The organism is Pseudonocardia acidicola (genome assembly GCF_012911935.1).
Lineage (GTDB): Bacteria > Actinomycetota > Actinomycetes > Mycobacteriales > Pseudonocardiaceae > Pseudonocardia > Pseudonocardia acidicola.
Map to the genome: position 1 here is coordinate 23,558 of NZ_JAAXLA010000009.1, position 21,898 is coordinate 45,455.

Below are 21,898 nucleotides of genomic sequence, written 5' to 3' on the forward strand. Positions count from 1 at the left end.
GCTCCGCCGCCGATCCCGCCCGATCGGCGTAACGCGAGGGCGGAGACGACGACGGGGTCGTGGTCACCGGTGGTGACCACGACCCCGTCGGTCGTGCTGGTGGAGGTGCCGGGAATCGAACCCGGGTCCTCCGTTGCCTCACAAGGGCTTCTCCGTGCGCAGTCCGCTGTGCCTCTACTCGGATCCACCGGTCATGCGAACGTGCCGGTGTGACGATCCCAGTCGCTGTTCGATGTCCCGTGCGGCCCCGCGACCGGGCCGCACGGTGAGTCCCTTAGCTGATGCCGGGGTCCGGGGCAGGGACGCCCCCGGTCCGACAGAGTCGCTCCTCGCTCAGGCGGCGAGGGCGAACTCGCGCTGACTGGTGTCGGCGCTTATAGGGTTGCGACGGGTGGTTATCGAGATCATCGTCGCCTTCCTCGGCACGCTTCCCCTTGATCGACAGCCGGAGTCGAAACCGTTCACCCCCTTGGCCACCCTGGTACGGGCGGTACGTCGAATATAACGCCTCCGGGGCCCCGGATCATTCCGGATCCGCCGGATCGGTTGCCACGTCGGGATCGGCGACCCCGAGCAGCCGGGCCGGCGCGTCGTGCAGCACCGAGCGCAGGAAATCCCGCCCGAGCCGGTCGTCGGCCGCGGCCCATCCGGCGATCGCCTGGAGCTGCTCGTGGTACGGGTACGGGATGTTCGGGAAGTCGGTGCCCAGCACCACCCGGTCGGCGACGTCGACCAGCCGGGCCGGCCAGTCCGCCGGCAGCGGCGCGATCCGCAGGCTGAACGGGGTGCCGACCATCGTCGTGTCGATGTACACCCGCTCGAACCGGCGCATCAGGTCCAACGCCCCGACGAAGTCGGGCATGCCCGCGTGCGCCAGCACGATCGGCAGCCGGGGGTGCTCGGCGAGCACCTCGGCGAAGATGTCCAGCCCGGTGTGCTCGCCCCGGATCGGGCCGTGTCCGCAGTGCACGATCGCCGGGACCCCGGCGTCGGCGAGCAGGCCCCAGGCCTGGCGCAGCAGCGGGTCACGCGGGTCGAACGCGCCGACCTGGACGTGCACCTTCACCAGCTTGGCGCCGGCCTCGACGGCAGTGCCGAGGTAGTCGGCGACGTCGGGTTCCGGGTAGAGCGTGGCGGTCGGCACCGCGGCCGGCGTCTGCGCCGCGAACTCGGTGACCCACTCCGTCAGCCAGCGGGCCATTCCGGGCTTGTGCGGGTAGACCAGCGGGGCGAACGCGCGGACGCCGAACTTGTCCAGCGTGGCGATCCGGTCGGGCTCCGGCGTGCGGTACTGCACCGGCCACGGCATGCCGTAGTGCGTCTCGGCCTCGTCGAAGTACGCCCAGACCTTGCGCAACACCCGTTCGGGCAGGAAGTGCACGTGCGCGTCGACGAGCCCGGGCAGCCCAAGATCGGCCACGTAACGGGAGACGTCGGCATCGTCGGCGGGCGGGGTGGGCAGTGCGGGATTCCCGTGGGCTCCCGTCACCGCATCTCCCGGGCCCGGCCCTTGACGGCGCGGCCCATCGCCCGGGCGATGTCCCGCTGCGCGTCGCGTTTGGCCAGGTCGGAGCGCTTGTCGTAGCTCTTCTTGCCGCGGGCGAGGGCGAGTTCCAGCTTGACCTTGCCGTCGCTGAAGTACAGCGACAGCGGCACCAGCGTGAGACCGCCCTCATGGGTCTTGCCGATCAGTCGCTCGATCTCGCCGCGGTGCAGCAGCAGCTTGCGGGTACGCCGGGGCTCGTGATTGGTCCAGCTGCCCTGGGTGTACTCCGGGATGTGCAGGCCGCGCAGCCACACCTCGCCGTCGTCGATGGTGGCGAACGCGTCGACCAGCGAGGCGCGGCCCATGCGCAGGCTCTTCACCTCGGTGCCCATGAGCGCGACCCCGGCCTCGTAGGTGTCGAGAACGGTGTAGTCGTGACGCGCCTTGCGGTTCTGCGCGATCACTTTGCGGCCTTTCTCCTTCACCTGTCCAGACTACGCGGGGCGTGCTCTTGCGCACGGGAGGTTTGCGCCCGGGCCTGAGCGCGCCGCACCTCACACAGCCTCGGACTTTCGCGCGGACCGCCGCGTCGTATTCTTGTATCTATCTTGCATACAAGAGCCGAGAGGTGCCGGATGCCCACGCAGCAGCCCGCCCCCACGCCACCGCCGTCCGCGGCCGAGCGGGCGTATGAGCACGTCAAGGCCCGGATCCTGGACTGCGAGCTGCCCGGCGGCAGGTTCGTCAGCGAGGGTGAGATCGCCACCGCCCTCGACGTCAGCCGTACGCCGGTGCGTGAGGCGTTCCTGCGCCTGCAGGCGGAGGGCTGGATGCGGCTCTACCCCAAGCGCGGCGCGCTGATCGTGCCCGCACCGGCCGACGAGATGGAGACGGTCCTGGAGGCCCGCCAGCTGTTCGAGGCGCACGCCGCCCGGCGGATCTGCGCCGACGCCGCCGTGGCCGCCGGCGTCGGACAGCGGATGCACGAGTGCGCCGACGCCCAGGCGGCAGCGTGGGCCGCCGGGGACCGGCACGGCTTCGCCGTGCTCGACGCGCAGTTCCACCGCATCGTCGTCGAGGCGGGCGGCAACGGACTGCTCACCGGCTTCTACGCCACGATCCGCGACCGCCAGCACCGGATGACCGCGAGCTCGGTGGGCCGCCGGCACGCGGTCGCCGAGGACGTCGTCCGGCAGCACCACGAGCTGGCCGCCCTCATCGTCGCCCGGGACGCCGACGGCTTCGCCGCCGCGCTCGCCGCCCACCTGACCGCGATCCATCGCTGAACGAGGACATGCCGTGACCACCCTCGCCCACCCCTCTCCCGACACCGACCGGGCTCCCGCGTCGCGCCGGCGACCCTGGCTCGCCGTGGGCGCGGCGATGTTCGCCGTGGCTTGGGGCGGCAACGAGTTCACTCCGCTGCTGGTGATGTACCGGCAGGCCGGCGGGTTCTCCGCGCAGGTGGTCGACCTGCTGCTCGGCGCGTACGTGCTGGGGATCGTGCCCGCGCTGCTGCTCGGCGGGCCGCTGTCGGACCGCTACGGCCGTCGCCCGCTGCTGCTGCTCGCGCCGCCGCTGGGCATCGCCGGCAGCGCCGTCCTCGCCGCCGGGCACGACTCCGCCGCATTGCTGTTCGCCGGGCGGATGCTGTCCGGACTCGCGCTGGGGCTGGTGATGGCCGTGGGCAGCAGCTGGGTCAAGGAGCTCTCGTCGGCCCCGTACGACGACGCCGACCCCGGCGCCGGCGCGCGGCGCGCCTCCATGGCCCTGACCGCAGGGTTCGGGCTGGGCGCCGTCGCGGCCGCCGGGCTGGCCCAGTGGGGACCGTGGCCGTATCTGACGCCCTACCTGCTGAACATCGTGGTGACCGCGCCCGCCGGGATGCTGCTCCTGCGGGCCCCCGAGACGCGCCCCTCACGGGGACGGGTCGGATCGCTGCTCGCCGACCTGCGGGTGCCCGCCGCCGCCCACCGCCGGTTCCTGCGCGTCGTGGTCCCGATGGCCCCGTGGGTGTTCGGCTCCGCGGCGAGCGCCTACGCGATCCTGCCCGGCGTCCTGCTCCCCCGCACCCCGGGAGTGGGCATCGCGTTCTCCGGGCTGCTGTGCCTGGTGGCACTGGGCTGCGGGGTCGCGGTGCAGCCGCTGGCCCGCCGGCTGGACGACCCGCACAGCGCCCGCGCGGTCGGTCTGGCGCTGGTGATCGGCACCGCCGGGATGCTCGCAGCCGCAGCGGCCGCCGCGACGCTCTCGCCGGGGGTGGCCGTCGTCGCCGCGGCGGTGCTCGGCTCGGCGTACGGGCTGCTGCTGGTCTCCGGGCTCCTGGAGATCCAGCGGATCGCCGGGCCCGACGATCTCGCGGGCCTGACCGCCGTCTTCTACTCGGTGAGCTACCTGGGCTTCTTCGTGCCGGTCGTGCTCGCCGTCCTGCACACCTGGTGGGACTACCCGACCATGTTCGCCGCCGGCACGGTCCTGGCCGTCGTGACGGCCGTGGCCGTGCGCAGCGGCCGGCGCATCACAGCCGGACGTACAGCCGCAGCGTCACGTATCCGGTGATCCCGGCGATCGCCGCCCCGATCGGTACCAGGTAGGCCGAGGTCTGCAGCACGTCCATCAGGCTGATCGGCGGGATCACCCCGTTCTGCGCGATCCCCGACAGCAGCTTGTCGATGAACAGGAACTTGGCCACGATCAACCCGATGGACGCCAGGATCGCGCCCACCACGCCGGTGACCACCGCCTCGATCAGGAACGGCAGCTGGGTGTACCAGCGGGTCGCGCCGACCAGCCGCATCACGCCGACCTCGGTGCGCCGGGTGTAGGCCGACACCTGCACCGTGTTGGAGATCAGCAGCAACGCGGCGACGGCCTGCACGATCGCGAGCGCGAACGTCACGTTCCGCACGCCGGCGAGGAAGTCGAACAGCTTGGCCACGACGTCCCGCTGGTCGATCACGTTACGCACGCCGACCTGGCCGTTCATGGCCTGGCGGATCGCATCGGACCCGGTGTTCTGGTCCTTGAGCTTCACCCGCAGCGTGGCCGGCAGCGACTGCGGCCGGATCAGATCACCGAGCGACTGTCCGGCGAAGAGCTGCTTGAACCGCTCGTAGGCCTGCTGCTGGCTCTCGAAGCCCACCGACTGCACCAGCGGCGAGTTCTGCAGGGTGGTGCGCAGGTTCTGGCAGATCGGCTGGCTGCAGTCGGCGTCGCTGTTCGACACGTCCTGGGTCAGCGCGACCTGGATCTCGAGCCGGTCGCTGTAGAGCTTCTCGGTGCTGTCGATCGTCCCGACCGCGAGCAGGCCGGTGCCGACCAGGCCCAGCGAGATGGCCGTCGTCAGGATCATCGCCACGGTCATCGTGACGTTGCGGCGCAGGCCGGTGAAGACCTCCCGCGCGACGAAGTCGCTACGCACCCTGCTACCGCCCCACGCCGTAGACGCCGCGGATCTCGTCGCGCACGACCTGCCCGAGGTCGAGCTCGACGACGCGCCGGCGCATCGAGTCGACGATCGAGTGGTCGTGGGTGGCCATCACGACGGTGGTGCCGGTCCGGTTGATCCGCTCCAGCAGCAGCATGATGTCCTGGCTGGTGTCCGGGTCGAGGTTCCCGGTGGGCTCGTCGGCCAGCAGCACCAGCGGCCGGTTCACGAACGCGCGGGCGATCGCGACCCGCTGCTGCTCACCGCCGGAGAGCTCGTTCGGCAACCGGTCGGTCTTGCCCTCGAGCCCGACGAGCTCGAGCACCTCGGGGACGACCTTGCGGATCGTCGAGGCCGGCTTCCCGATCACCTCGAGAGCGAACGCGACGTTGCCGCCCACGGTCTTGTTCGGCAGCAGCCGGAAGTCCTGGAACACGCAGCCGATGCGCTGGCGCAGCCGCGGGACGCGCCGGCGCGGCAGCTTCGCGACGTTGAGGTCGGAGACGAAGATGTTGCCCCGGGTGGGCACGTCCTCGCGCAGCAGCAGCCGCAGGAACGTCGACTTCCCCGAGCCCGAGGGCCCGATGAGGAAGACGAACTCGCCTTTGTCCACGCTCACCGAGACCCGGTCGAGGGCTGGACGTGTTGACGTCTTGTACAGCTTGGTGACGCGTTCCAGGCGGATCACGGGGCGGGAGGTTACCGGCGGGCCGCGGCCGGGCCGTTACCCGACCCGCCCCCTGGGCGCCCGCACGCTACCGCTCGGCTGGTTCACAGCGAGGGACCCGGCCGAACCGGCCGAACCGGACCGGCCCCGGCCGGCGATCAGTCCGCCGCGGCCTGGGTGCGGCGCCAGCGGATCGCGGCCTCGAGGAAGTCGTCGATCTCGCCGTCGAGCACCGCCGAGGGGTTGCCGACCTCGTGCTCGGTCCGCAGGTCCTTGACCATCTGGTACGGGTGCAGCACGTAGGAGCGCATCTGGTTGCCCCAGGACGAGCCGGTGTCCTTGAGCGCGTCCATCCTCGCCTGCTCCTCCTGGCGCTGCCGCTCGAGGAGCTTGGCCTGCAGGACGGCCATCGCGGTGGCCTTGTTCTGCAGCTGGGAGCGCTCGTTCTGGCAGGACACCACGATCCCGGTGGGGATGTGGGTGAGCCGGACGGCCGAGTCGGTGGTGTTGACGCCCTGCCCGCCCGGGCCGGACGAGCGGTACACGTCGACGCGCAGGTCCTTCTCGTCGATCTCCACGTGGTCGGTGGACTCGACGACCGGCGCCACCTCGACCCCGGCGAACGAGGTCTGCCGCCGGCCCTGGTTGTCGAACGGAGAGATCCGGACCAGCCGGTGCGTGCCCTGCTCGACCGACAGCGTCCCGTAGGCGAACGGCGCGTGCACCTGGAACGTGGCCGACTTGATACCGGCCTCCTCCGCGTAGGAGGTGTCGTAGACGTCGGTCGGGTAGCCGTGCCGCTCGGCCCAGCGCAGGTACATCCGCATGAGCATCTCGGCGAAGTCGGCGGCGTCGACGCCGCCGGCCTCGGCGCGGATGGTCACCAGGGCCTCGCGCGGGTCGTACTCACCGGACAGCAGCGTGCGCACCTCGAGCGCGGCGATGTCCTCGCGCAGCTTGGCGCGTTCGGCGTCGGCGTCGGCGCGGGCGGCGTCGGCGTCCGCGCCCTCCTCCTCGTCCGCCAGTTCGTAGAGGACGGGGAGATCCTCGAGGCGCCGGCGCAGCTCCTCGAGGCGGCGCAGGTCGCCCTGCGCGTGCGCGAGGCGGCTGGTCACCTTCTGAGCGGCCTCGGTGTCGTTCCACAGGTCGGGCTGCCCCGCCTGGTCCGAGAGGTCGGCGATCTCGGCACGCAGCGCGGGGAGGTCGGCGACCGCCTCGATGCTCTCCAAGGTGCCGGAGAGGTCCTTCAGGTCGGCTGCGACGTCGGGGTTCACAACACTCCAGGGTACGCACCACGCAGCGCGCGGTCGCGGCCTCCTACCAGGCCGGCCCTGCTATTCGGCCGGAATGGAGTCGAGCAGCTTGACCATCGCCCGGGTGTGGGCGACGGCGAAGTCGGCGACCGCCTTGCGATAGGGGTCGGGCTCACCGCGGGCGGCCGCACGGGCAGCGTCCAACCGGGCGCTGTATGCCTCCTTGGAGGTCCGGACGAGTTCCCCGCGCTGCTTGGCGGTCAGCGACCCGGCATGGAGCAGGCGCAGCACCAGCGGGCTGCGCAGCGCGTCGGATCCGCTGCCCGTGGTGAGCCAGTTCTTGAACGCGCGCTTGCCGGCCGCGGTGATCACGTACTGCTGGGAAGCGCGGGGGCCCTGCTTGCCGAGCCGCAGCAGTCCGGCCTCGGCCAGTGCCGGCAGCTCCCGGTAGACCTGGCTGCGGGTCACCGAGAAGAAGGAGCCGAACCGGTCCCCCGCCGCGGCGACCAACTGTCCCCCCGTCATCGGCCCGGAGTGCAGCAGGCCGAGCAGGGCTGCGGCAGTGGCGTTGACGGTCGTGGGCCCGGGCATGCCCTCCACCGTGCCACGCTCCGGCACTGATCGCATCCACAATGGGGGGTCACGGTCCAGTGTGGGCGGATCCGTCCGTTCCGGGGCGGCGCAGCACGGCGTCCGGGGGTACGACCGGCGCGATCGGCCGCACCCACCACCCGGTCCCCGCTGCGACGGTCGATGCAGCTCAACCGATCGCCCGCCGGCGATGTGCGCCGGTGGCCGCCCCTGGTACCCGGTCCACCGGCATTCTCAACGGGGATGGCGGACCGATGTGCATCAGGTCGCCGGCGCCCGCGCCGGCCGGCGGGACCTCCGGTGTCCACAGCGTCCCGAGCCCGGCCCCGTCGATCACCCAGGTCCCATCGGTCGCCCGCTGCCGCGGGCCCTGGCGGGCCGGCGCTCGGCAGCGCGGCAGCCCCGCAACTGTCACCGTGGCGCGGTACCCGGAGCAGAGCCCATGCCCCGAGGGATCAGAGCACACTGGACCGCGTTCGACAGCACGGATTCGTATCGGAGCGCGCATGGCCGACCCCGGAGAGTGCACCCCTCCCGTCGTGCACCGGACCGTGGCCCGGACACGTTCCGGGCTCCACCCGAAGCGGACGTCCACCACCGATCGGTCACCGGCACAGAAAGCAGGCGAATGATCCGTTTTCTCGCGCGCCGGCTGCTCAACTACCTGGTGCTCTGCCTGGTGGCGACGTTCCTGGCCTACACGCTGGCATCGCTGACGTTCGATCCGCTCGGGCAGTTGCAGCAGCGCAACCCTCCGCCGCCACAGGCGACGATCGACGCCAAGCGCGCCGAGTTGCACCTCGACGAGCCGATACCGGAGCGGTTCGTCGTCTGGCTCGGCGGGGTCGTGCAGGGCGACTTCGGGCAGACGGTGGTCAACACCCCGATCGGTGACGAGCTGGGCCGCCGGATCGGGGTCAGCCTGCGGCTGTTCCTGGCCGGCACGGTGCTGGGGGTCACGCTCGGCGTCCTGCTCGGCGTGGCCGGCGCGATCCGGCAGTACAAGTTCAGCGACTACTTCGCCACCCTGTTGTCCTTCGTCGTCCTCAGCACCCCGGTGCTGTTGCTGGGCCTGTTCATCAAGTACGGCGCACTGGAGATCAACAGCGCCGCCGGCAGCCGGGTACTGGTGTTCACCGGGGAGAGCACACCCGGGTTCGAGGGCAGCCTCGGCGCGCAGCTCCTCGACCGGTTGCAGCACCTCATCCTGCCGACGCTCACGATCGCCCTCGGGCAGATCGCCTATTACAGCCGCTACCAGCGCAGTGCCATGCTCGACGTACTCGGCAGCGACTTCCTGCGCACCGCCCAGGCCAAGGGCCTCACCCGGCGCCGTGCGCTGTTCAAACACGGCCTGCGCACCGCGCTGGTGCCGATGGCCACGTTGTTCGCGTTCGGGTTCGGCCTGCTGATCACCGGCGGCGTGTTCACCGAGCGGATCTTCGGCTGGTTCGGCATGGGCGACTGGCTCGTCTACGGCATCCAGCAGAACGACACGAACATCACCGCGACGGTGACCTTGTTCGTCGCCGTGCTGGTGCTCATCTCCGGCTGGCTCTCCGACGTCTTCTACGCGCTGCTCGACCCCCGCGTCCGGGTCCGCTGAGGCGGCCGCTGTGCTCAGGAGTTCGCTGTGACCCCATCGACCGCGTCGGCGTCCGGCAGCCGGCCCGCCGTCCAGGCCGCCGCCTCGCCCGTCGAGCCCGGCGCCGCCACCGGGGGCGCCGGCACCGCCCGCGGCCGCCTCGTGCTGCGCCGCTTCCTGCGCAACCGGGTCGCTCTCGCCGGGCTCGTCGTCCTCGTCCTGCTCTACGCGGCGGCGGTGCTCAGCCCGCTGTACTCACCCTGGGCCTACGACCAGTACGACTACACCGCGTTCCTGCAGCCGCCCTCGGCCAGCCACTGGTTCGGCACGACTCAGATCGGCGAGGACGTCTTCGCCCAGACGATGCGCGGGCTGCAGAAGTCCCTGACCATCGGGCTGCTCGCCGCGGCGATCTCGATCGTGCTCGCGTCCGTCGTCGGCGCCACGGCCGGTTACTTCGGCGGGATCGTCGACCGCGTCCTGATGTGGGTCGTGGACCTGCTGCTGGTGTTGCCGTCATTCCTGATCATCGCGGTGATCAGCCCGGCACTGCGCGGCACCAGCTGGCTCTGGTTCGTCCTGCTGCTCGCCGCATTCGCGTGGATGATCACAGCGCGGATCCTGCGCGGGATGACGCTGACCCTGCGCGAGCGCGAGTTCGTCAAGGCCGCACGATTCATGGGCGCCCCGTCGTGGACGATCATCCGCCGGCACATCCTGCCGAACATGGCGTCGATCATGATCATCGACGCGACGATCACCGTCGGCTCGACGATCCTGATCGAGACCGGCCTGAGCTACTTCGGCTTCGGCGTCCAGCCGCCGGACGTCTCGCTCGGCACGCTGATCCGCGACGGCAGCCAGTCCTCGCTCAGCACGCCGTGGCTGTTCGCGTTCTCCGGCGGGCTGCTGGTCGTCTCGGTGCTCGCCGTCAACTTCATCGGTGACGGGCTGCGCGACGCGCTCGACCCGAACGCGCGCACCCGCCGTCGTGAGGACCGCAAGGCGGCCGGCCGGTGAGCCTGTCGCAGGCCGACCCGCTCGCCGATCCCGGACCCGGTGGACCGGCCGGGAGCCCGCTGCTCGAGGTACGGGATCTGGAGGTCTCCTTCCCCAGCGACGCCGGTCGGGTGCGTGCCGTCCGCGGCCTGTCCTACGACGTCGCCCCCGGTGAGGTGCTGGGCATCGTCGGCGAGTCGGGGTCGGGCAAGTCCGTCTCCTCGCTGGCGGTGATGGGTCTGCTGCCCGGGCAGGCCCGGATCTCCGGGTCGATCCGTTTCCGTGGCCGGGAGCTGCTCGGGCTCTCGGACACCGAGCTCTCCCACGTGCGCGGCAAGCGGATCTCCATGGTGTTCCAGGACCCGCTGTCGGCCCTCACACCCGTGTACACCGTCGGCGACCAGGTCGCCGAGGCCGTGCTCGTGCACGGCGGCAGGTCGATGACCAGGAAGACGGCGCGGGCGCGCGCCGTCGAGTTGCTCGACCTCGTCGGCATCCCGAACGCGGCCTCCCGGGTCAAGGCGTTCCCGCACGAGTTCTCCGGCGGCATGCGCCAGCGCGCGGTGATCGCGATGGCCATCGCGAACGATCCCGACCTGATCATCGCGGACGAGCCGACGACGGCACTCGACGTGACCGTGCAGGCGCAGGTCCTCGAGGTGCTCCAGACCGCCCGGGAGGTGACCGGGGCGGGCATCGTGCTGATCACGCACGACCTCGGCGTGATTGCCGGCACCGCGGACCGTGTCATCGTCATGTATGCCGGCAGAGCGGTCGAGTCCGGCCCGGTGGACACCCTGTTCCGGGCCGCCCGGATGCCCTACACACTGGGCCTGCTCGGCTCGATCCCCCGGCTCGACGCCGGCCGCGGGCAACCGCTCGTGCCGATCGAGGGCCAGCCCCCGTCGCTGGTGGCTCTGCCACCGGGCTGCCCGTTCGGCCCCCGCTGCCCGCTGCACGTCGCGGCCTGCGACGAGGCGGAACCGCCGCTGGCCCCGATAGGCGCCGACCACGCCACCGCCTGCATCCGCAGCTCCGGGCTCGACCGCGCCGACACCGATGCCGCCGCCCTCGCCGCGGAGATCTACCGGGCGCAGGCCGTCGACACCTCCGCCCTGCACACGATCCCGCGGGACGAGCGGGAGGTGGTGCTCGACGTCCACGGCCTGGTCAAGCACTTCCCGGTGACCACCAGCGGGCTGCTGCGGCGCAAGGTCGGCGCAGTGCAGGCCGTCGACGGGATCTCCTTCGACATCCGGGCCGGCGAGACCCTCGGTCTGGTCGGCGAGTCCGGCTGCGGCAAGTCCACGACGATCCTGGAGATCCTCGGCCTGGAACGGCCCACGGAGGGCTCGATCCGGGTCCTGGGCTCCGACGTCGGCTCGTTGAGCCGCGACGATCGGCGGCGGATCCGCCGGGACCTGCAGATCGTGTTCCAGGACCCGATGGCCTCACTGGATCCGCGGCTGCCGGTCCGCGACCTGATCGCCGAACCGCTGCAGATCCAGGGCTTCGGCCGGGCGGAGATCGACCGGCGCATCCCGGAGCTGATGTCCCTGGTCGGGCTGCGCCGCGAGCAGCTCGACCGCTATCCGTCGGAGTTCTCCGGTGGCCAGCGGCAGCGCATCTGCATCGCTCGCGCGCTCGCCCTGGAACCGAAGCTACTGGTTCTCGACGAGCCGGTGTCCGCACTCGACGTCTCCGTCCAGGCCGGCGTGCTCAACCTGCTCGACGCGCTGAAGGCCCGCCTCGGCCTGGCCTACCTGTTCGTGGCCCACGACCTGTCGGTCGTACGGCACATCGCCGACCGGGTGGCGGTCATGTACCTGGGCCGCGTCGTGGAGATCGGCGACGTCGACGAGGTGTTCGCCGCGCCGCAGCACCCGTACACGCAGGCGTTGATGTCCGCGATCCCGGTGCCCGACCCGGTGATCGAACGGTCCCGCGAGCGCATCCTGCTGCGCGGCGACCTGCCGAGCCCGGTCGACCCGCCGGCGGGCTGCCGCTTCCGGACCCGATGCCCGCTGTTCGTGACCCTCGACCCGGATCGGCAGGCCCGGTGCATCGAGGTCGATCCGCAGCGCACACCCGCCGAGCCCGCCACCGCCGGCGCGACGGCGTCCGATCACGAGGTCGCCTGTCACCACGCGCGGATCCGCGAGGTCGTCTGAGCCGTGGTTGCGGTTTCTCAACACTGGGGAGGATCGATGAACGCGTTGCGACGTCGAGGGCTGGGATGGGCGGCCGTTGCCGCGGTCGTCGCACTCGTCCTGGCCGGCTGCGGCGGAGGCGGCGGTGCGGGCTCCGCAGGCAATGCGAGCGGCGGAGCGGCGCTGTCGGGCAACGACATCAACCCGGTCGACCCGGCCCGGCTGCGCAACGGCGGGGACTTCCTGTGGCCCATCGACAGCCTGCCGCCGCAGTTCAACTTCAACCAGGTCGACGGCACCGCGGCCGGCAACCGCGCCATCATCGGCGCGATGCTGCCCAGCATCTTCCGGGGTGACGCCAAGGGCGTGCTGCAGCCCGACCCGAACTATCTGACCTCCGCCGAGGTCACCGGCACGAACCCCCAGGTCGTCACCTACGCGATCAACCCGAAGGCGGTCTGGTCCGACGGCCGGCCGCTCGACTGGACGGACTTCGACGCCCAGTTCACGGCACTCAACGGCACGAACCCGGCCTACCAGGTCGCCGGGACGACCGGATACAGCGACATCGCGACCGTGGCGCCGGGCGCGAACCCCCAGGAGGTGGTCGTCACCTTCAAACACAACTTCGCCGACTGGCGGGCGCTGTTCAGCCCGCTCTACCCGAAGTCGACCAACAGCGACCCGAACGCCTTCAACACCGGCTGGGTGGGCCGGCCGCAGGCCATCAGCGCCGGTCCCTTCAGATTCGACAGCGTCGACCAGACCGCCAAGCGCCTCACCCTCGTCCGCAACGACAAGTGGTGGGGTGCTCCACCGAAGCTGGACCGCATCATCTACGTCGCGCTCGACCCGGCTGCGCAGCCCGAGGCGTTCGCGAACGGCTCGCTGAGCTTCGTCGACATCGGCCCGAGCGTCTCGGCCTTCCAGCGCGCCCAGCAGGTGCCCGGCGCCGTGATCCGCACTTCCAACGGCCCGAACTACCGGCACATCACCTTCAACGGGGCCCCGGGTGCGATCCTGTCCGACCCGGCGCTGCGCCTGGCGATCATGCGGGGGATCGACCGGGAGGTCATCACCCGGTCGCAGATCGGCCCGATCATCCCGAACGCCGAGCCCCTGGGGAACCACATCTACGTCCAGGGTCTCGAGGGCTATCAGGACAACTCCGGGGTCGTCGCCTACGACCCGCAGAAGGCCAAGTCCGAACTCGACGCGCTGGGCTGGCGACAGCAGGGCAGCGTCCGGGTCAAGGACGGCAAGCCGCTCGTGATCCGTGACGTCATCCCCAGTGCGACACCGGTCAGCGAGGCCGAGGCGAAGATCGTCCAGCAGCAGCTCGCCGCGATCGGCGTGCAGGTCGACATCCAGACCGTGCCGACGGACAACTTCTTCAGCCAGTACGTCAACGTCGGCAACTTCGACATCACACACTTCTCCTGGCTCGGCACGCAGACGCCGATCAGCTCCTCGAGCGGCATCTACCGCACCGGGGACGGCGTCGAGCAGAACTACGGCCGGATCGGCAACCAGAAGATCAACGACCTGTTGAACCAGGCCAACGCCGAGCTCGACCCGGCCAAGCAGCGCGCCCTGGCCAACGAGCTGGATCAGGAGATCTGGAACGTCGGCCACTCGCTGCTGCTCTACCAGCGGCCGGACGCCGTCGCCGTCCGCAACGACGTCGCGAACTTCGGCGCGTTCGGATTCGCCGACGTCGACTACACCAAGATCGGCTTCACCCGATGACCCCGGGAAGCCCGTGACGAATCGATGAGGCCCTGAGCTCCCGGCCCGCCGGCGGCGCAGGGCGCCCCGGCGCCCCCCGCACGCCGCTGCCTCGTCCGCTGCGGCACGGGCTGGCCGCGACGGCGCTCGTCGTCGCGGTCTGTGCCGTGTTCACGGTCATGGCCCTGGTGTCCTACTCCGCGGCCACCACCGTGATCCGCGGCGCGACCGGCCGGGCCCTCGGCACGATCGTCGCAAGCCACGACGCGCAGGTCGTGGTGCGGTGGACACCGCGGGACGGTGCACAGCGCGACGACGTGGTGGCCCTCGCCGGCACCGCCCCGGCGCCCGGAACGCGGACCGAGGTGGCCTACGACCCCGCCCGCCCGTCGCCACCCCTGGTGCCGGGCGCCGCGGTCCTGGCCGCCGCCGACCGGGCCGTCAGCACCGTGGCGCTGATCGCGGCGATCATGATCGTGGTCGTCGGCGCCGGCGGCTGGCAGCTGGTGAGCCGGCGCCGGGCCGCTGACAGACCCGGCCACCGCGCCGCCGCGCGCAGGATGCGGGTGCAGTCCGGGCTGAGCACGCGGTCCTACCTGGAGACCGAGTCCGCGCCGCAGCGGTGGATCCCGGTGCACTTCGATCCGGTGCTCGTCGGGCTGGCGTCGCCGACCACGGTGCTGCTGCACGGCGATCCGCTGCGGGACCGGCTGGTGGTCGCCTCGGTGGACGGGCACGTGCTCTGGCCGTCCGGGCCGGTGCGGACGAGCGAGCCGCGGGGGCGCCGGATCGACAACCCGTCCCGCCCGGACGACACCGCCGCGGAGCGGGCCGACCGGTTGGCGCGGCTGTCCCGCCAGCTCCGCGCCGACCTGCCCCTGGTCGTCCCGGCGCCGTTCGTCGGGCTGTTGTGGGTCTACGTCGCCGGCGACGGGTTCCTCGCGTGGCTGTCGACGAGCGTGCTCTTCGCCGTCCTCGCCCTCTGGTGGGCCGCCCTCCGCGGCTCCGATCCCTCCTGACCCCGGCGTCCGGACGCCGCGGACGCCCTCAGCTCACGCCGACCCGCCGAACTCTGCGATGTGACGGCCGGACGGGCTCACCGACGGCCGTAGCGCAGCGCTCGGCCGACCTGCGTGACGCCGTCCGGGCACGGCCGGCGGCCGCGCCCGGACGGACGGGGTCAGGCCGGAACGGTGTCCACCGTCAGTGCGGCGATCCGCTCGCGCTGGGCGTCGGAGTCGCCCAGCTGGCCCGCGAGTCGCTTGGCGCGCTTGTAGTAGAAGTGCGCCTCGTGCTCCCAGGTGTAGCCGATGCCGCCGTGGTACTGGATCATCGCGGCGGTCGACTGCAGGGCCACGTCACCGGCCTTGGCCTTGGCCACCGCGACGGCGAGCGCGGCGTCGGGCAGCGCGGCGTCGACGGCGTGCGACGCGTACAGCGCAGCGTGCTCGGCCATGGTCACCCCGACGTGCAGGTCGGCCAGCGCATGCTTGATGGCCTGGAAGGAACCGACGGGGACACCGAACTGCTGGCGCTCGCGGTCGTAGGCCACGGTCCGGGACAGCGCCTCGCGGGCGATGCCGACCAGGTCGGCGGCCACGAGCACGGTCGCCCGGGCGGTGAGCTGGTCGACCACCTCGGCGGTCGCGCCCGGCAGCGCCTCGCCGGTGCCGTCCACGGAGAGCGCCGCGAGCCGCGTCGTCGCGTCGTAGGAACCCTGCGGGGTCGCGGTGAACGCCGCGGCCTCGACGAGCGCGAGGCCCTCACCGGAGCGGACGACGACCACGTCGGCGACCGCTGCGTACTCCACCGCCGGGATCGTCCCGGGCACCGAGCCGCGCAGCGCCAGCGCGCCCACGGCGTCACCGCCGGCCAGCCTCGGCAGCCAGGCCGCCTTCTGCTCGTCGGACCCGGCAAGCCGGATCGCCTCGGCCGCGAGCACGCTGCCGCGCCACGGCCCCGGCGCCACCCCGGCACCGAGCGCCCGGGAGATCACCTGCGCCTCGACGAGACCGAGTCCGAGGCCGTCGTGCTCCTCGGGCACGAGCACGGCCAGCCAGCCCTGCTCGGCCGCCGCCTTCCAGAGCGACTCCGGGTGACCGTTGCCGGCGGGGTCCTCGACGATCCCGCGCACGGCCTCCAGATCGAACCGCTCCGCGAGGTAGCCGCGCACGGCGGCGTCGAACTCGCGCTGGTCGTCGGTGAGTGCGAAGAACATGTGCCCGACCTCCTATCGCGGCAGGCCGAGCACGCGCTCGGCGGTGATGTTGCGCTGCACCTGCGAGGACCCGCCCCAGATGGTCACCGACCGGGACCACATCGCCTGCGCGTGCATCGCCTTCAGGTCGATGCCGTCGACCGAGTCCAGCGTCGCGTCCTCGCCGAGGATGTCGTCGAAGACCTCCCACAGGTCCTGGAACGCCTCGGACCACTGCAGCTTGGTCATCGAGGCCTCGAAGCCGAGGTCGCGGCCCCGCTCGACCTGGGTGAGCACGTGCATCGCGTGCAGCCGCAGGCACTCCAGCTCGGTGAGCACCCGGGCGAGCTTGCCGCGGACCACCGGGTCGCGGTCGCGGCCGCGCGCACGGGCCACCTGGACGATCTGGTCGTACTGGCGGCGGAATTCGGTGTATTGCGCGATGCCGGACGCCCCGCGCTCGAAGGACAGCAGCAGCATCGCGGTGCGCCAGCCGTCGCCGATCTCACCGAGGCACTCCGTCGCCGGCACCCGCGCGTCGTCGAAGAACACCTCGCCGAACTCGCTGGCCCCGCTCATCTGCTTGAGCGGGCGGGCGTCGACGCCGGGCTGGTGCATGTCGATGAGCAGCATCGAGATGCCGCGGTGCTTGGCGCTGCCCGGCTCGGTGCGCACCAGCGTGAAGATCTTGTCGCCGTGCACGGCGTTGGTGGTCCAGACCTTCTGGCCGTTGACCACGAAATCGTCACCGTCGCGGACGCCCTTGGTGCTCAGCGCCGCGAGGTCGGAGCCGGCGCCGGGCTCGGAGAAGCCCTGGCACCAGATCACCTCGTTGCGCAGCATCGGGCCGATGATCTCCTTCTTCTGCGCGTCCGTGCCGATGGCCATCACGGTGGGCGCGAGAAAGGTCAGGCCGAGCGGGTTGACCGTGCGCGGCGCGTGCGCCCGGACGGTCTCCTCGTCGTAGATCGCCTTCATGCCGGGCGTGCCGCCGCGGCCGCCGTACTCGGTCGGCCACTGGATGCCGGCGAACCCGGCCAGTGCCTTGTCCCGCTCCCAGTCCCGGCGCAACCGGAAGCTCTCGGCGTCGTCGAGGGACTCCCAGAATCCCGGCCGGGTCCATTCCTCGGGGATGTTCGCCGACAGCCAGGAGCGGAGCTCGCGGCGGAACTCCTCCTCGGCCTCGGTGTAGGTCAGCTCCATCAGGGCCTCCTCGCACGCTGGTCGCCACACCCGGGCGCTGGGCCCACCATGGCATACCCGCGAGTAACCCGCGGGCGGGCGTCCCTCGAAGGGCCTACGGCGAGCCTGTCCCCGGGCCACCGGTATGCACCGAGTAGCCTGCGAGTATGCGCAGCGAGCGGGTGACCGTGAGCCTGCCGGCCGAACTGGTGGCCGAGGCGCGGGACGCGGTGCGGCGAGGATGTGCGGCCAGCCTGTCGGCCTACGTGGCCGAGGCGGTCGCCAACCGGCAGTCCAGGGACCGGTCATTGGCCACTCTGGCGGATCTCTACGGCGGTCCGCCGCCACCGGACGAACTGGACGCGGCGCGGCGCTCGCTGCGCCTGGTTCCACCCGTGGCCGCCGTCTGATGGGACCGTCGTGATCGGCGGGCGGGTGCTCGATGCCACGGCCCTGGCCGCCTTCGCGACCGGACGGCCGGTGTACGTGCGTGCCCTGGTGTGGGCCGCGGTCGAGGAGAACCTGGTGCTGGCCATCCCGAGCGCAGCGCTGGGCCGGGCCTGGGCACTGCTGTCCCCGGAACACCACGCGGCCCTGCAGGTGCTGCTCGACCTGCCCAACACCGTCATCGACGAGCTGAGCCCGGCCGTCGCGCAGGAGTCCGGGTTGCTGCTCGCCGCCTGCGGGCAGGACGACATCGCCGCCGGCCAGGTCGCGTCGTCGGCCCGGCGGCGCGGCTGGCCGGCCGTCACCGGCGAGCCCGGCGCGCTGCGCAAGATCGACCACGCCGTCGCCATCGAAGAACTCCCCTGACCGCACGCCGGGGAGCAGCCTCAGGCGAGGCGGTCGCGGAGGCGGTCGATCGACGCGTCGTCGAGTCCGTTGTCGCGTAGCCAGCCGGCCGCGCCGCCGTGGCGCTGATCCAGGGTGGCCAGCACGGTCGCGATGACCTCGGCCCGGGGCAGGTGCGGGGTGAGGTCATCGGGCATCTCGGTGCCGGCCGCAGTGGTCCACCGCCGGAACATCGCCTCGACCTGTTCCGCCGACAGCGCGTAGTCGGCGATCACGGCCTCCCGGTGCACACCCACCGTGTCGAGCACGAGGGCGACGAGCACACCGGTGCGATCCTTGCCCGCGGCGCAGTGCACCAGGGCCGGACCGGTCCCCGGCGCGGCGAGCCTGCGGACGGCCTCGACGACGTTGTCCGGCCGGTCGGCCAGGTAGCCGAGGTAGTGACGCAGCAGCGGATCGCTGTCGTCGCCGGTCTCCGGTAGCGTCCGGCCCTCCTCGGGGAGGAACGTCAACGCCACCGTCTCGACGCCCGCCCGCGTGATCGCCGTCGGACCGTCCCGGTCGATCTCGCGGGCGGTCCGCAGGTCGAGCACCAGGCTGAGCCCGTACACCTCGACGAGGTGTGCGACGTCGCCGGGCGTCGCGTAGTGCAGCGAGGCGCTGCGCAGCAGCATCCCGGCCCGGGTCGTACCGCCGCCGGCGAGGGGGAGCCCGCCGACGTCACGGACGTTGTCCAGGCCCTCCAGCGCGAGCCAGCGGTTGTGGATCCCCTGTCCTGTCACGGCGTCGGCCACCCCGGCACCGTATCCGCACGCCGCCGTCCGGTGCGTCCGCCCCGACCGGGCTCCCGCCCGCCGGTCGCCCGGCCCGTCTCCCGGGCCGGGCCACCGGCACCACCCCGACCGGCACGTCCCGGCGCTCGCCGGGTCAGGCGAAGGGACCCGGGTTGAGCACCCGCCGGGACAGCTTCGCGACGATCGGGCCGTCCGCCTCGCTGGCGGTCTTGACCTTGACCCACTCCGGGTCGGCCATGAACCCCGCCCACTTGTCGGCCATCTCCTGGTAGGAATCGAACTTCATCATGTAGACGAGCTCGTTGTTGCCGTTGTCGCCGAGCTCGGTCAGGGAGATGAACACGCACTCCATGCCGTGCTTCTCGAACAGCCCGAGCGTGTGGTCCTTGAACCGCGTGACCAGCGCCGGCATCCGACCCGGAACCGTCGTGTACTCGCGAATCTCGTAGATCATCCTCGATCCCTCCTGTGCGAACCCGCCGGATCGTAAGTCGCTCCTCGGGCCACCCGATGGTTCATGATCGGACACGTAGCCGCATGACGACGGCGCTCAGCCGTGGCCGGCCCCGCCATTGTGGGCAGTCACCGTCAGTGATTACCCCATACGATGTACATTAACGGCGCCACTACGCCCGTTCGGCGTAATGCGATCACGCTGCCGGCGACCGGCCCGGTCCTCCTGGGGCCTGGTCACCGGGCGGTCCGGGGACCGGGGAAGCCCTGGACCACCAGCGGCGAACGGCGCTTCCGGCCACCCACCGGAGGCGTCGTTCGTCGCTTCGGAGCGCTGGCTCAGACGCCCTGCGCCGGAGTGCGCCGCAGCGCCGGCGGCAGCAGCCTCGCGCCGCCGCCGTGCGCGGCGACCCGGTCGTCGGGGTTCCACAGCCGGCATCGGGCCAGCGACAGGCAGCCGCAGCCGATGCAGGAGTCCAGCCCGTCGCGCAGGGCGACCAGCGCCTCGATCTGCTCGTCGAGCCGGCCGCGCCAGGCGCGGGAGAGCCGGGTCCAGTCGGCCTTGGTCGGGGTGCGGCTCCCGGGCAGCCGGTCGAGCGCCTCGCGCACGTCGTCCAGCCCCACGCCGATGGCCCGGGCCGCCCGGATGAAGGCCAGCCGGCGCAGTACGCCGCGCTCGTAACGCCGCTGCCCGCCCGGGGTCCGGGCGGCCTGCACCAGTCCCGCGCGCTCGTAGTAGCGCAACGCCGAGTGCGGGAAGCCGCTGCGCTCGACGACCTCCCCGATGCTCAGCAGATCTTTCGCGTCCACCCGGAATCCCCGCGCCCCCGTGACCTGAAGCTGACTTCAGCTCACATGGTAGGCAGATGAGTACGGCAATCGGCACCGGAGCAGCTCGGGGCTTCGGTCTCGCTCTCACCGCCGGCCTGACCGCGCACGGCTGGACCGTTGTCGTCGACGCCTGCGACGCAGCCCGGCTGCACGCCGCCACCGCCGGCCTGCACCGCTCCGAGCTCGTCGTGGCCGTCCCCCGGGACGTCCCGACCCGCCCACCGGGCCGAAGTGGTCGCTGCCGCCGCCCGCACCGGCGGACTCGTCCTGCTCGTGCACAACGCCGGCGAGCTGGGCCCGAGTCCACTGCCCACACCGGCCGACCACCCCTCGACGCACTGCGGGCGGTGTTCGAGACCACGCTGTTCGCACCGATCGCCCTCACCCGGCTCGCGTTGCCGTTGCTCGGGGCGGCGAGCGCACCCACCGTCGTGACCATCAGTTCCGACGCAGCCGTCGAGGCCTACCCGGGCAGGGGTGGATACGACTCCGGCAAGGCGGCGCTGGACCAGTTCGCGGCGGTGCTCGCGGTCGAGCAGGCCTACGCGGCGGCGCTCGCGCGGCACTACCTCCGGCACGAGTTCGGCGACTCCTGCCTGCTGCTACGCCGCTGACCGGCGTCATCCTGCGCGGATGACCACCGGTCGCCCAGGGTGACCGTTCGTCGACAGCTCGGCGGTTCAGTAACAATCTCATCTACGAGGTGAGCGGCCCCCAGGCAGCGCCGACATGCATGGACGCCACTTGTGAGCGCCCGTTGACCTTCCGTAATCTCGCTCCGCAGTCGTCACGATCCGATCACGAGCGAGCATCGAGCCGGACTCCCCAGCCGGTTCACCGGACCCCCGACCGGTTGCCCGCCCGCGGATCGCCCGAACGCGGAAGGACAGGTCTTGGCAGGTCACCGCTCCCCCAGCGGCAGACGTGTGCCGGCGGTCCCGGCCCCGAACCGGACCGCACCCCGGCACCATGCTGCCCGCACACCGGCAATCGCCGGTGCGTCACCGCGTCGTACCGTCGCCAACACGACCGCGGCGGTCGGCGCCGCGGTAGGTGTCGTCGCCACCGGTGCGTTCGCCGTCGTCGTACCCACCCCGTTGGACGGCACCTCGACCACGGCCGACGCCGCGGAGGGCATCGGCCCGGCCGCGCTGGCCGCCAACGCCACGACGCTCGCCCCGAGCCAGGGCGGCGCGCACGCCGCGAGCGGCGGGTACCTCACCCCGGTCGCGTTCATCACCGGCGCCGACAACACGACGAACGACCCCCCGGCCGGGCAGGACCCCAGCCTCGCGTCGCTCGACAAGGCCGGCAAGCTGGCCGACCAGATCGCCGCGATGCACGCGCAGGCCGCACAGGAGCAGGCCGCGCAGGACCGCCTGAACGCTGTGATCGCGACCGGCGGGATCGACGGCTGGATCGCCGAGGCGCTGAACATCATGGACCTGCCGCAGTCGCTGGCCCCGGGCGTCAAGAAGATCATCATGGCTGAGTCCGGCGGCAACCCGCGGGCCATCAACAACTGGGACGCCAACGCGCAGCGTGGGACCCCGTCGCAGGGGCTCATGCAGGTGATCCCGTCGACGTTCCGGGCGTACGTGGCCCCGAGCCTGGCCGGTCGGCCGATCACCGACCCGGTCGCCAACATCACGGCCGGGGTCCGGTACATGATCGCCAACTACGGCATCGCCACCGTGAAGGCGGGTGGGCGCAGCAACGGCGCGGGCAGCTACATCGGCTACTGAGCCGACGGGTCACCCGGG

22 protein-coding genes and 1 other RNA gene are annotated in these 21,898 nt (G+C 71.9%); 11 read left to right on the forward strand and 12 right to left on the reverse strand.

Translation table 11 applies throughout. From position 1 onward, the window contains the following. Window positions 1-97: 97 nt before the first annotated feature. The 3 genes from ssrA to smpB all read right to left on the reverse strand — a co-directional run bounded on the left by ssrA (window position 98) and on the right by smpB (window position 1,971). Window positions 98-469: a transfer-messenger RNA gene (gene ssrA / locus HF526_RS07070) on the reverse strand. Between the two features lie 54 nt (window positions 470-523). Continuing rightward, window positions 524-1,489: an amidohydrolase family protein gene (locus HF526_RS07075; protein ID WP_169380465.1), complete on the reverse strand. Its 966-nt coding sequence runs from the start codon at window positions 1,487-1,489 to the stop codon at window positions 524-526. Continuing rightward, on the reverse strand, window positions 1,486-1,971 hold the full coding sequence (gene smpB / locus HF526_RS07080; protein ID WP_169380466.1) for an SsrA-binding protein SmpB: 486 nt from the start codon (window positions 1,969-1,971) through the stop codon (window positions 1,486-1,488). Before smpB ends, HF526_RS07075 begins: the two co-directional genes overlap by 4 nt. A 150-nt stretch (window positions 1,972-2,121) precedes the next feature. Between smpB and HF526_RS07085 the strand changes: the two genes are divergently transcribed. Together HF526_RS07085 and HF526_RS07090 are read left to right on the forward strand one after the other, a co-directional pair. Then, entirely contained in the window at window positions 2,122-2,772 is a 651-nt protein-coding gene (locus tag HF526_RS07085; RefSeq protein WP_169380467.1) for a GntR family transcriptional regulator, read from the forward strand. A 13-nt stretch (window positions 2,773-2,785) separates the two neighbouring features. Next, window positions 2,786-4,045 carry an MFS transporter gene (locus HF526_RS07090; RefSeq protein ID WP_338051342.1) on the forward strand — a complete coding sequence of 420 codons (1,260 nt, stop codon included), beginning with the start codon at window positions 2,786-2,788 and terminating at the stop codon, window positions 4,043-4,045. Here HF526_RS07090 and ftsX read toward each other — a convergent pair. From ftsX to HF526_RS07110, 4 genes are all read right to left on the reverse strand, one after another. Continuing rightward, the gene (gene ftsX / locus HF526_RS07095) at window positions 4,005-4,907 is read right to left on the reverse strand and encodes a permease-like cell division protein FtsX (protein ID WP_169380468.1); all 903 of its coding nucleotides are present in this window, start codon (window positions 4,905-4,907) and stop codon (window positions 4,005-4,007) included. The two genes, HF526_RS07090 and ftsX, sit on opposite strands and share 41 nt — an antisense overlap. Before the next feature lie 4 nt (window positions 4,908-4,911). Further along, complete coding sequence (gene ftsE / locus HF526_RS07100; RefSeq protein ID WP_169380469.1) at window positions 4,912-5,601, reverse strand: cell division ATP-binding protein FtsE; 690 nt, start codon at window positions 5,599-5,601, stop codon at window positions 4,912-4,914. A 137-nt stretch (window positions 5,602-5,738) separates the two neighbouring features. Then, window positions 5,739-6,854, reverse strand: coding sequence for a peptide chain release factor 2 (gene prfB / locus HF526_RS07105; protein WP_169380470.1), 1,116 nt, complete (start codon window positions 6,852-6,854; stop codon window positions 5,739-5,741). A gap of 60 nt (window positions 6,855-6,914) precedes the next feature. Then, window positions 6,915-7,424: a PadR family transcriptional regulator gene (locus HF526_RS07110; protein WP_169380471.1), complete on the reverse strand. Its 510-nt coding sequence runs from the start codon at window positions 7,422-7,424 to the stop codon at window positions 6,915-6,917. A 628-nt stretch (window positions 7,425-8,052) separates the two neighbouring features. Between HF526_RS07110 and HF526_RS07115 the strand changes: the two genes are divergently transcribed. The 5 genes from HF526_RS07115 (at window position 8,053) to HF526_RS07135 (ending at window position 14,905) form a co-directional block, all read left to right on the forward strand. Beyond that, window positions 8,053-9,030: an ABC transporter permease gene (locus tag HF526_RS07115; protein WP_169380472.1), complete on the forward strand. Its 978-nt coding sequence runs from the start codon at window positions 8,053-8,055 to the stop codon at window positions 9,028-9,030. 27 nt (window positions 9,031-9,057) lie between these two features. Beyond that, on the forward strand, window positions 9,058-10,029 hold the full coding sequence (locus HF526_RS07120; protein ID WP_169380473.1) for an ABC transporter permease subunit: 972 nt from the start codon (window positions 9,058-9,060) through the stop codon (window positions 10,027-10,029). Next, window positions 10,026-12,179 (forward strand): dipeptide ABC transporter ATP-binding protein, encoded by a 2,154-nt coding sequence (locus tag HF526_RS07125; RefSeq protein WP_169380474.1) that lies wholly within the window; start codon window positions 10,026-10,028, stop codon window positions 12,177-12,179. Before HF526_RS07120 ends, HF526_RS07125 begins: the two co-directional genes overlap by 4 nt. Window positions 12,180-12,215: 36 nt before the next feature. Next, window positions 12,216-13,907 carry an ABC transporter family substrate-binding protein gene (locus tag HF526_RS07130; protein WP_169380475.1) on the forward strand — a complete coding sequence of 564 codons (1,692 nt, stop codon included), beginning with the start codon at window positions 12,216-12,218 and terminating at the stop codon, window positions 13,905-13,907. Window positions 13,908-14,053: 146 nt separating this feature from the next. Beyond that, a complete protein-coding gene (locus HF526_RS07135; protein WP_169380476.1) occupies window positions 14,054-14,905 on the forward strand; it encodes a hypothetical protein in 852 nt (283 codons plus the stop codon). A gap of 161 nt (window positions 14,906-15,066) precedes the next feature. On the opposite strand, the gene HF526_RS07140 is transcribed toward HF526_RS07135, so the two are convergent. Further along, window positions 15,067-16,104: an acyl-CoA dehydrogenase family protein gene (locus tag HF526_RS07140; protein ID WP_169380477.1), complete on the reverse strand. Its 1,038-nt coding sequence runs from the start codon at window positions 16,102-16,104 to the stop codon at window positions 15,067-15,069. A 12-nt stretch (window positions 16,105-16,116) separates the two neighbouring features. Further along, window positions 16,117-17,286, reverse strand: a complete 1,170-nt coding sequence (locus HF526_RS07145) for an acyl-CoA dehydrogenase family protein (protein WP_169380478.1) — start codon at window positions 17,284-17,286, stop codon at window positions 16,117-16,119. Window positions 17,287-17,432: 146 nt separating this feature from the next. On the opposite strand from HF526_RS07145, the gene HF526_RS07150 reads away from it, so the two are divergent. Both HF526_RS07150 and HF526_RS07155 read left to right on the forward strand, forming a co-directional pair. Then, the gene (locus HF526_RS07150; protein WP_169380479.1) at window positions 17,433-17,675 is read left to right on the forward strand and encodes a ribbon-helix-helix domain-containing protein; all 243 of its coding nucleotides are present in this window, start codon (window positions 17,433-17,435) and stop codon (window positions 17,673-17,675) included. Window positions 17,676-17,685: 10 nt separating this feature from the next. After that, window positions 17,686-18,078 carry a hypothetical protein gene (locus tag HF526_RS07155; protein WP_169380480.1) on the forward strand — a complete coding sequence of 131 codons (393 nt, stop codon included), beginning with the start codon at window positions 17,686-17,688 and terminating at the stop codon, window positions 18,076-18,078. 20 nt (window positions 18,079-18,098) lie between these two features. Here the strand turns inward: HF526_RS07155 and HF526_RS07160 are convergent, their stop codons facing one another. From HF526_RS07160 to soxR, 3 genes are all read right to left on the reverse strand, one after another. Further along, the gene (locus HF526_RS07160; protein WP_338051343.1) at window positions 18,099-18,851 is read right to left on the reverse strand and encodes a tyrosine-protein phosphatase; all 753 of its coding nucleotides are present in this window, start codon (window positions 18,849-18,851) and stop codon (window positions 18,099-18,101) included. 133 nt (window positions 18,852-18,984) lie between these two features. After that, a complete protein-coding gene (locus tag HF526_RS07165; RefSeq protein ID WP_169380481.1) occupies window positions 18,985-19,305 on the reverse strand; it encodes an NIPSNAP family protein in 321 nt (106 codons plus the stop codon). 338 nt (window positions 19,306-19,643) lie between these two features. Beyond that, entirely contained in the window at window positions 19,644-20,114 is a 471-nt protein-coding gene (gene soxR, locus HF526_RS07170) for a redox-sensitive transcriptional activator SoxR (RefSeq protein WP_169380482.1), read from the reverse strand. Window positions 20,115-20,170: 56 nt separating this feature from the next. Between soxR and HF526_RS07175 the strand changes: the two genes are divergently transcribed. After that, on the forward strand, window positions 20,171-20,749 hold the full coding sequence (locus HF526_RS07175) for an SDR family oxidoreductase (RefSeq protein WP_169380483.1): 579 nt from the start codon (window positions 20,171-20,173) through the stop codon (window positions 20,747-20,749). A 312-nt stretch (window positions 20,750-21,061) separates the two neighbouring features. Beyond that, complete coding sequence (locus HF526_RS36830) at window positions 21,062-21,880, forward strand: transglycosylase SLT domain-containing protein (RefSeq protein ID WP_169380484.1); 819 nt, start codon at window positions 21,062-21,064, stop codon at window positions 21,878-21,880. Window positions 21,881-21,898: the final 18 nt, after the last annotated feature.

Excerpts from the sequence above, each read along its gene's own strand:
- HF526_RS07085 (WP_169380467.1), top strand. The coding sequence starts at position 2,122 with ATGCCCACGCAGCAGCCCGCCCCCACGCCACCGCCGTCCGCGGCCGAG.
- HF526_RS07110 (WP_169380471.1), bottom strand. The coding sequence starts at position 7,424 with ATGCCCGGGCCCACGACCGTCAACGCCACTGCCGCAGCCCTGCTCGGC.
- HF526_RS07115 (WP_169380472.1), top strand. The coding sequence starts at position 8,053 with ATGATCCGTTTTCTCGCGCGCCGGCTGCTCAACTACCTGGTGCTCTGC.
- HF526_RS07130 (WP_169380475.1), top strand. The coding sequence starts at position 12,216 with ATGAACGCGTTGCGACGTCGAGGGCTGGGATGGGCGGCCGTTGCCGCG.
- HF526_RS07140 (WP_169380477.1), bottom strand. The coding sequence starts at position 16,104 with ATGTTCTTCGCACTCACCGACGACCAGCGCGAGTTCGACGCCGCCGTG.
- HF526_RS07145 (WP_169380478.1), bottom strand. The coding sequence starts at position 17,286 with ATGGAGCTGACCTACACCGAGGCCGAGGAGGAGTTCCGCCGCGAGCTC.
- HF526_RS07150 (WP_169380479.1), top strand. The coding sequence starts at position 17,433 with ATGCGCAGCGAGCGGGTGACCGTGAGCCTGCCGGCCGAACTGGTGGCC.
- HF526_RS07165 (WP_169380481.1), bottom strand. The coding sequence starts at position 19,305 with ATGATCTACGAGATTCGCGAGTACACGACGGTTCCGGGTCGGATGCCG.
- HF526_RS07175 (WP_169380483.1), top strand. The coding sequence starts at position 20,171 with ATGAGTACGGCAATCGGCACCGGAGCAGCTCGGGGCTTCGGTCTCGCT.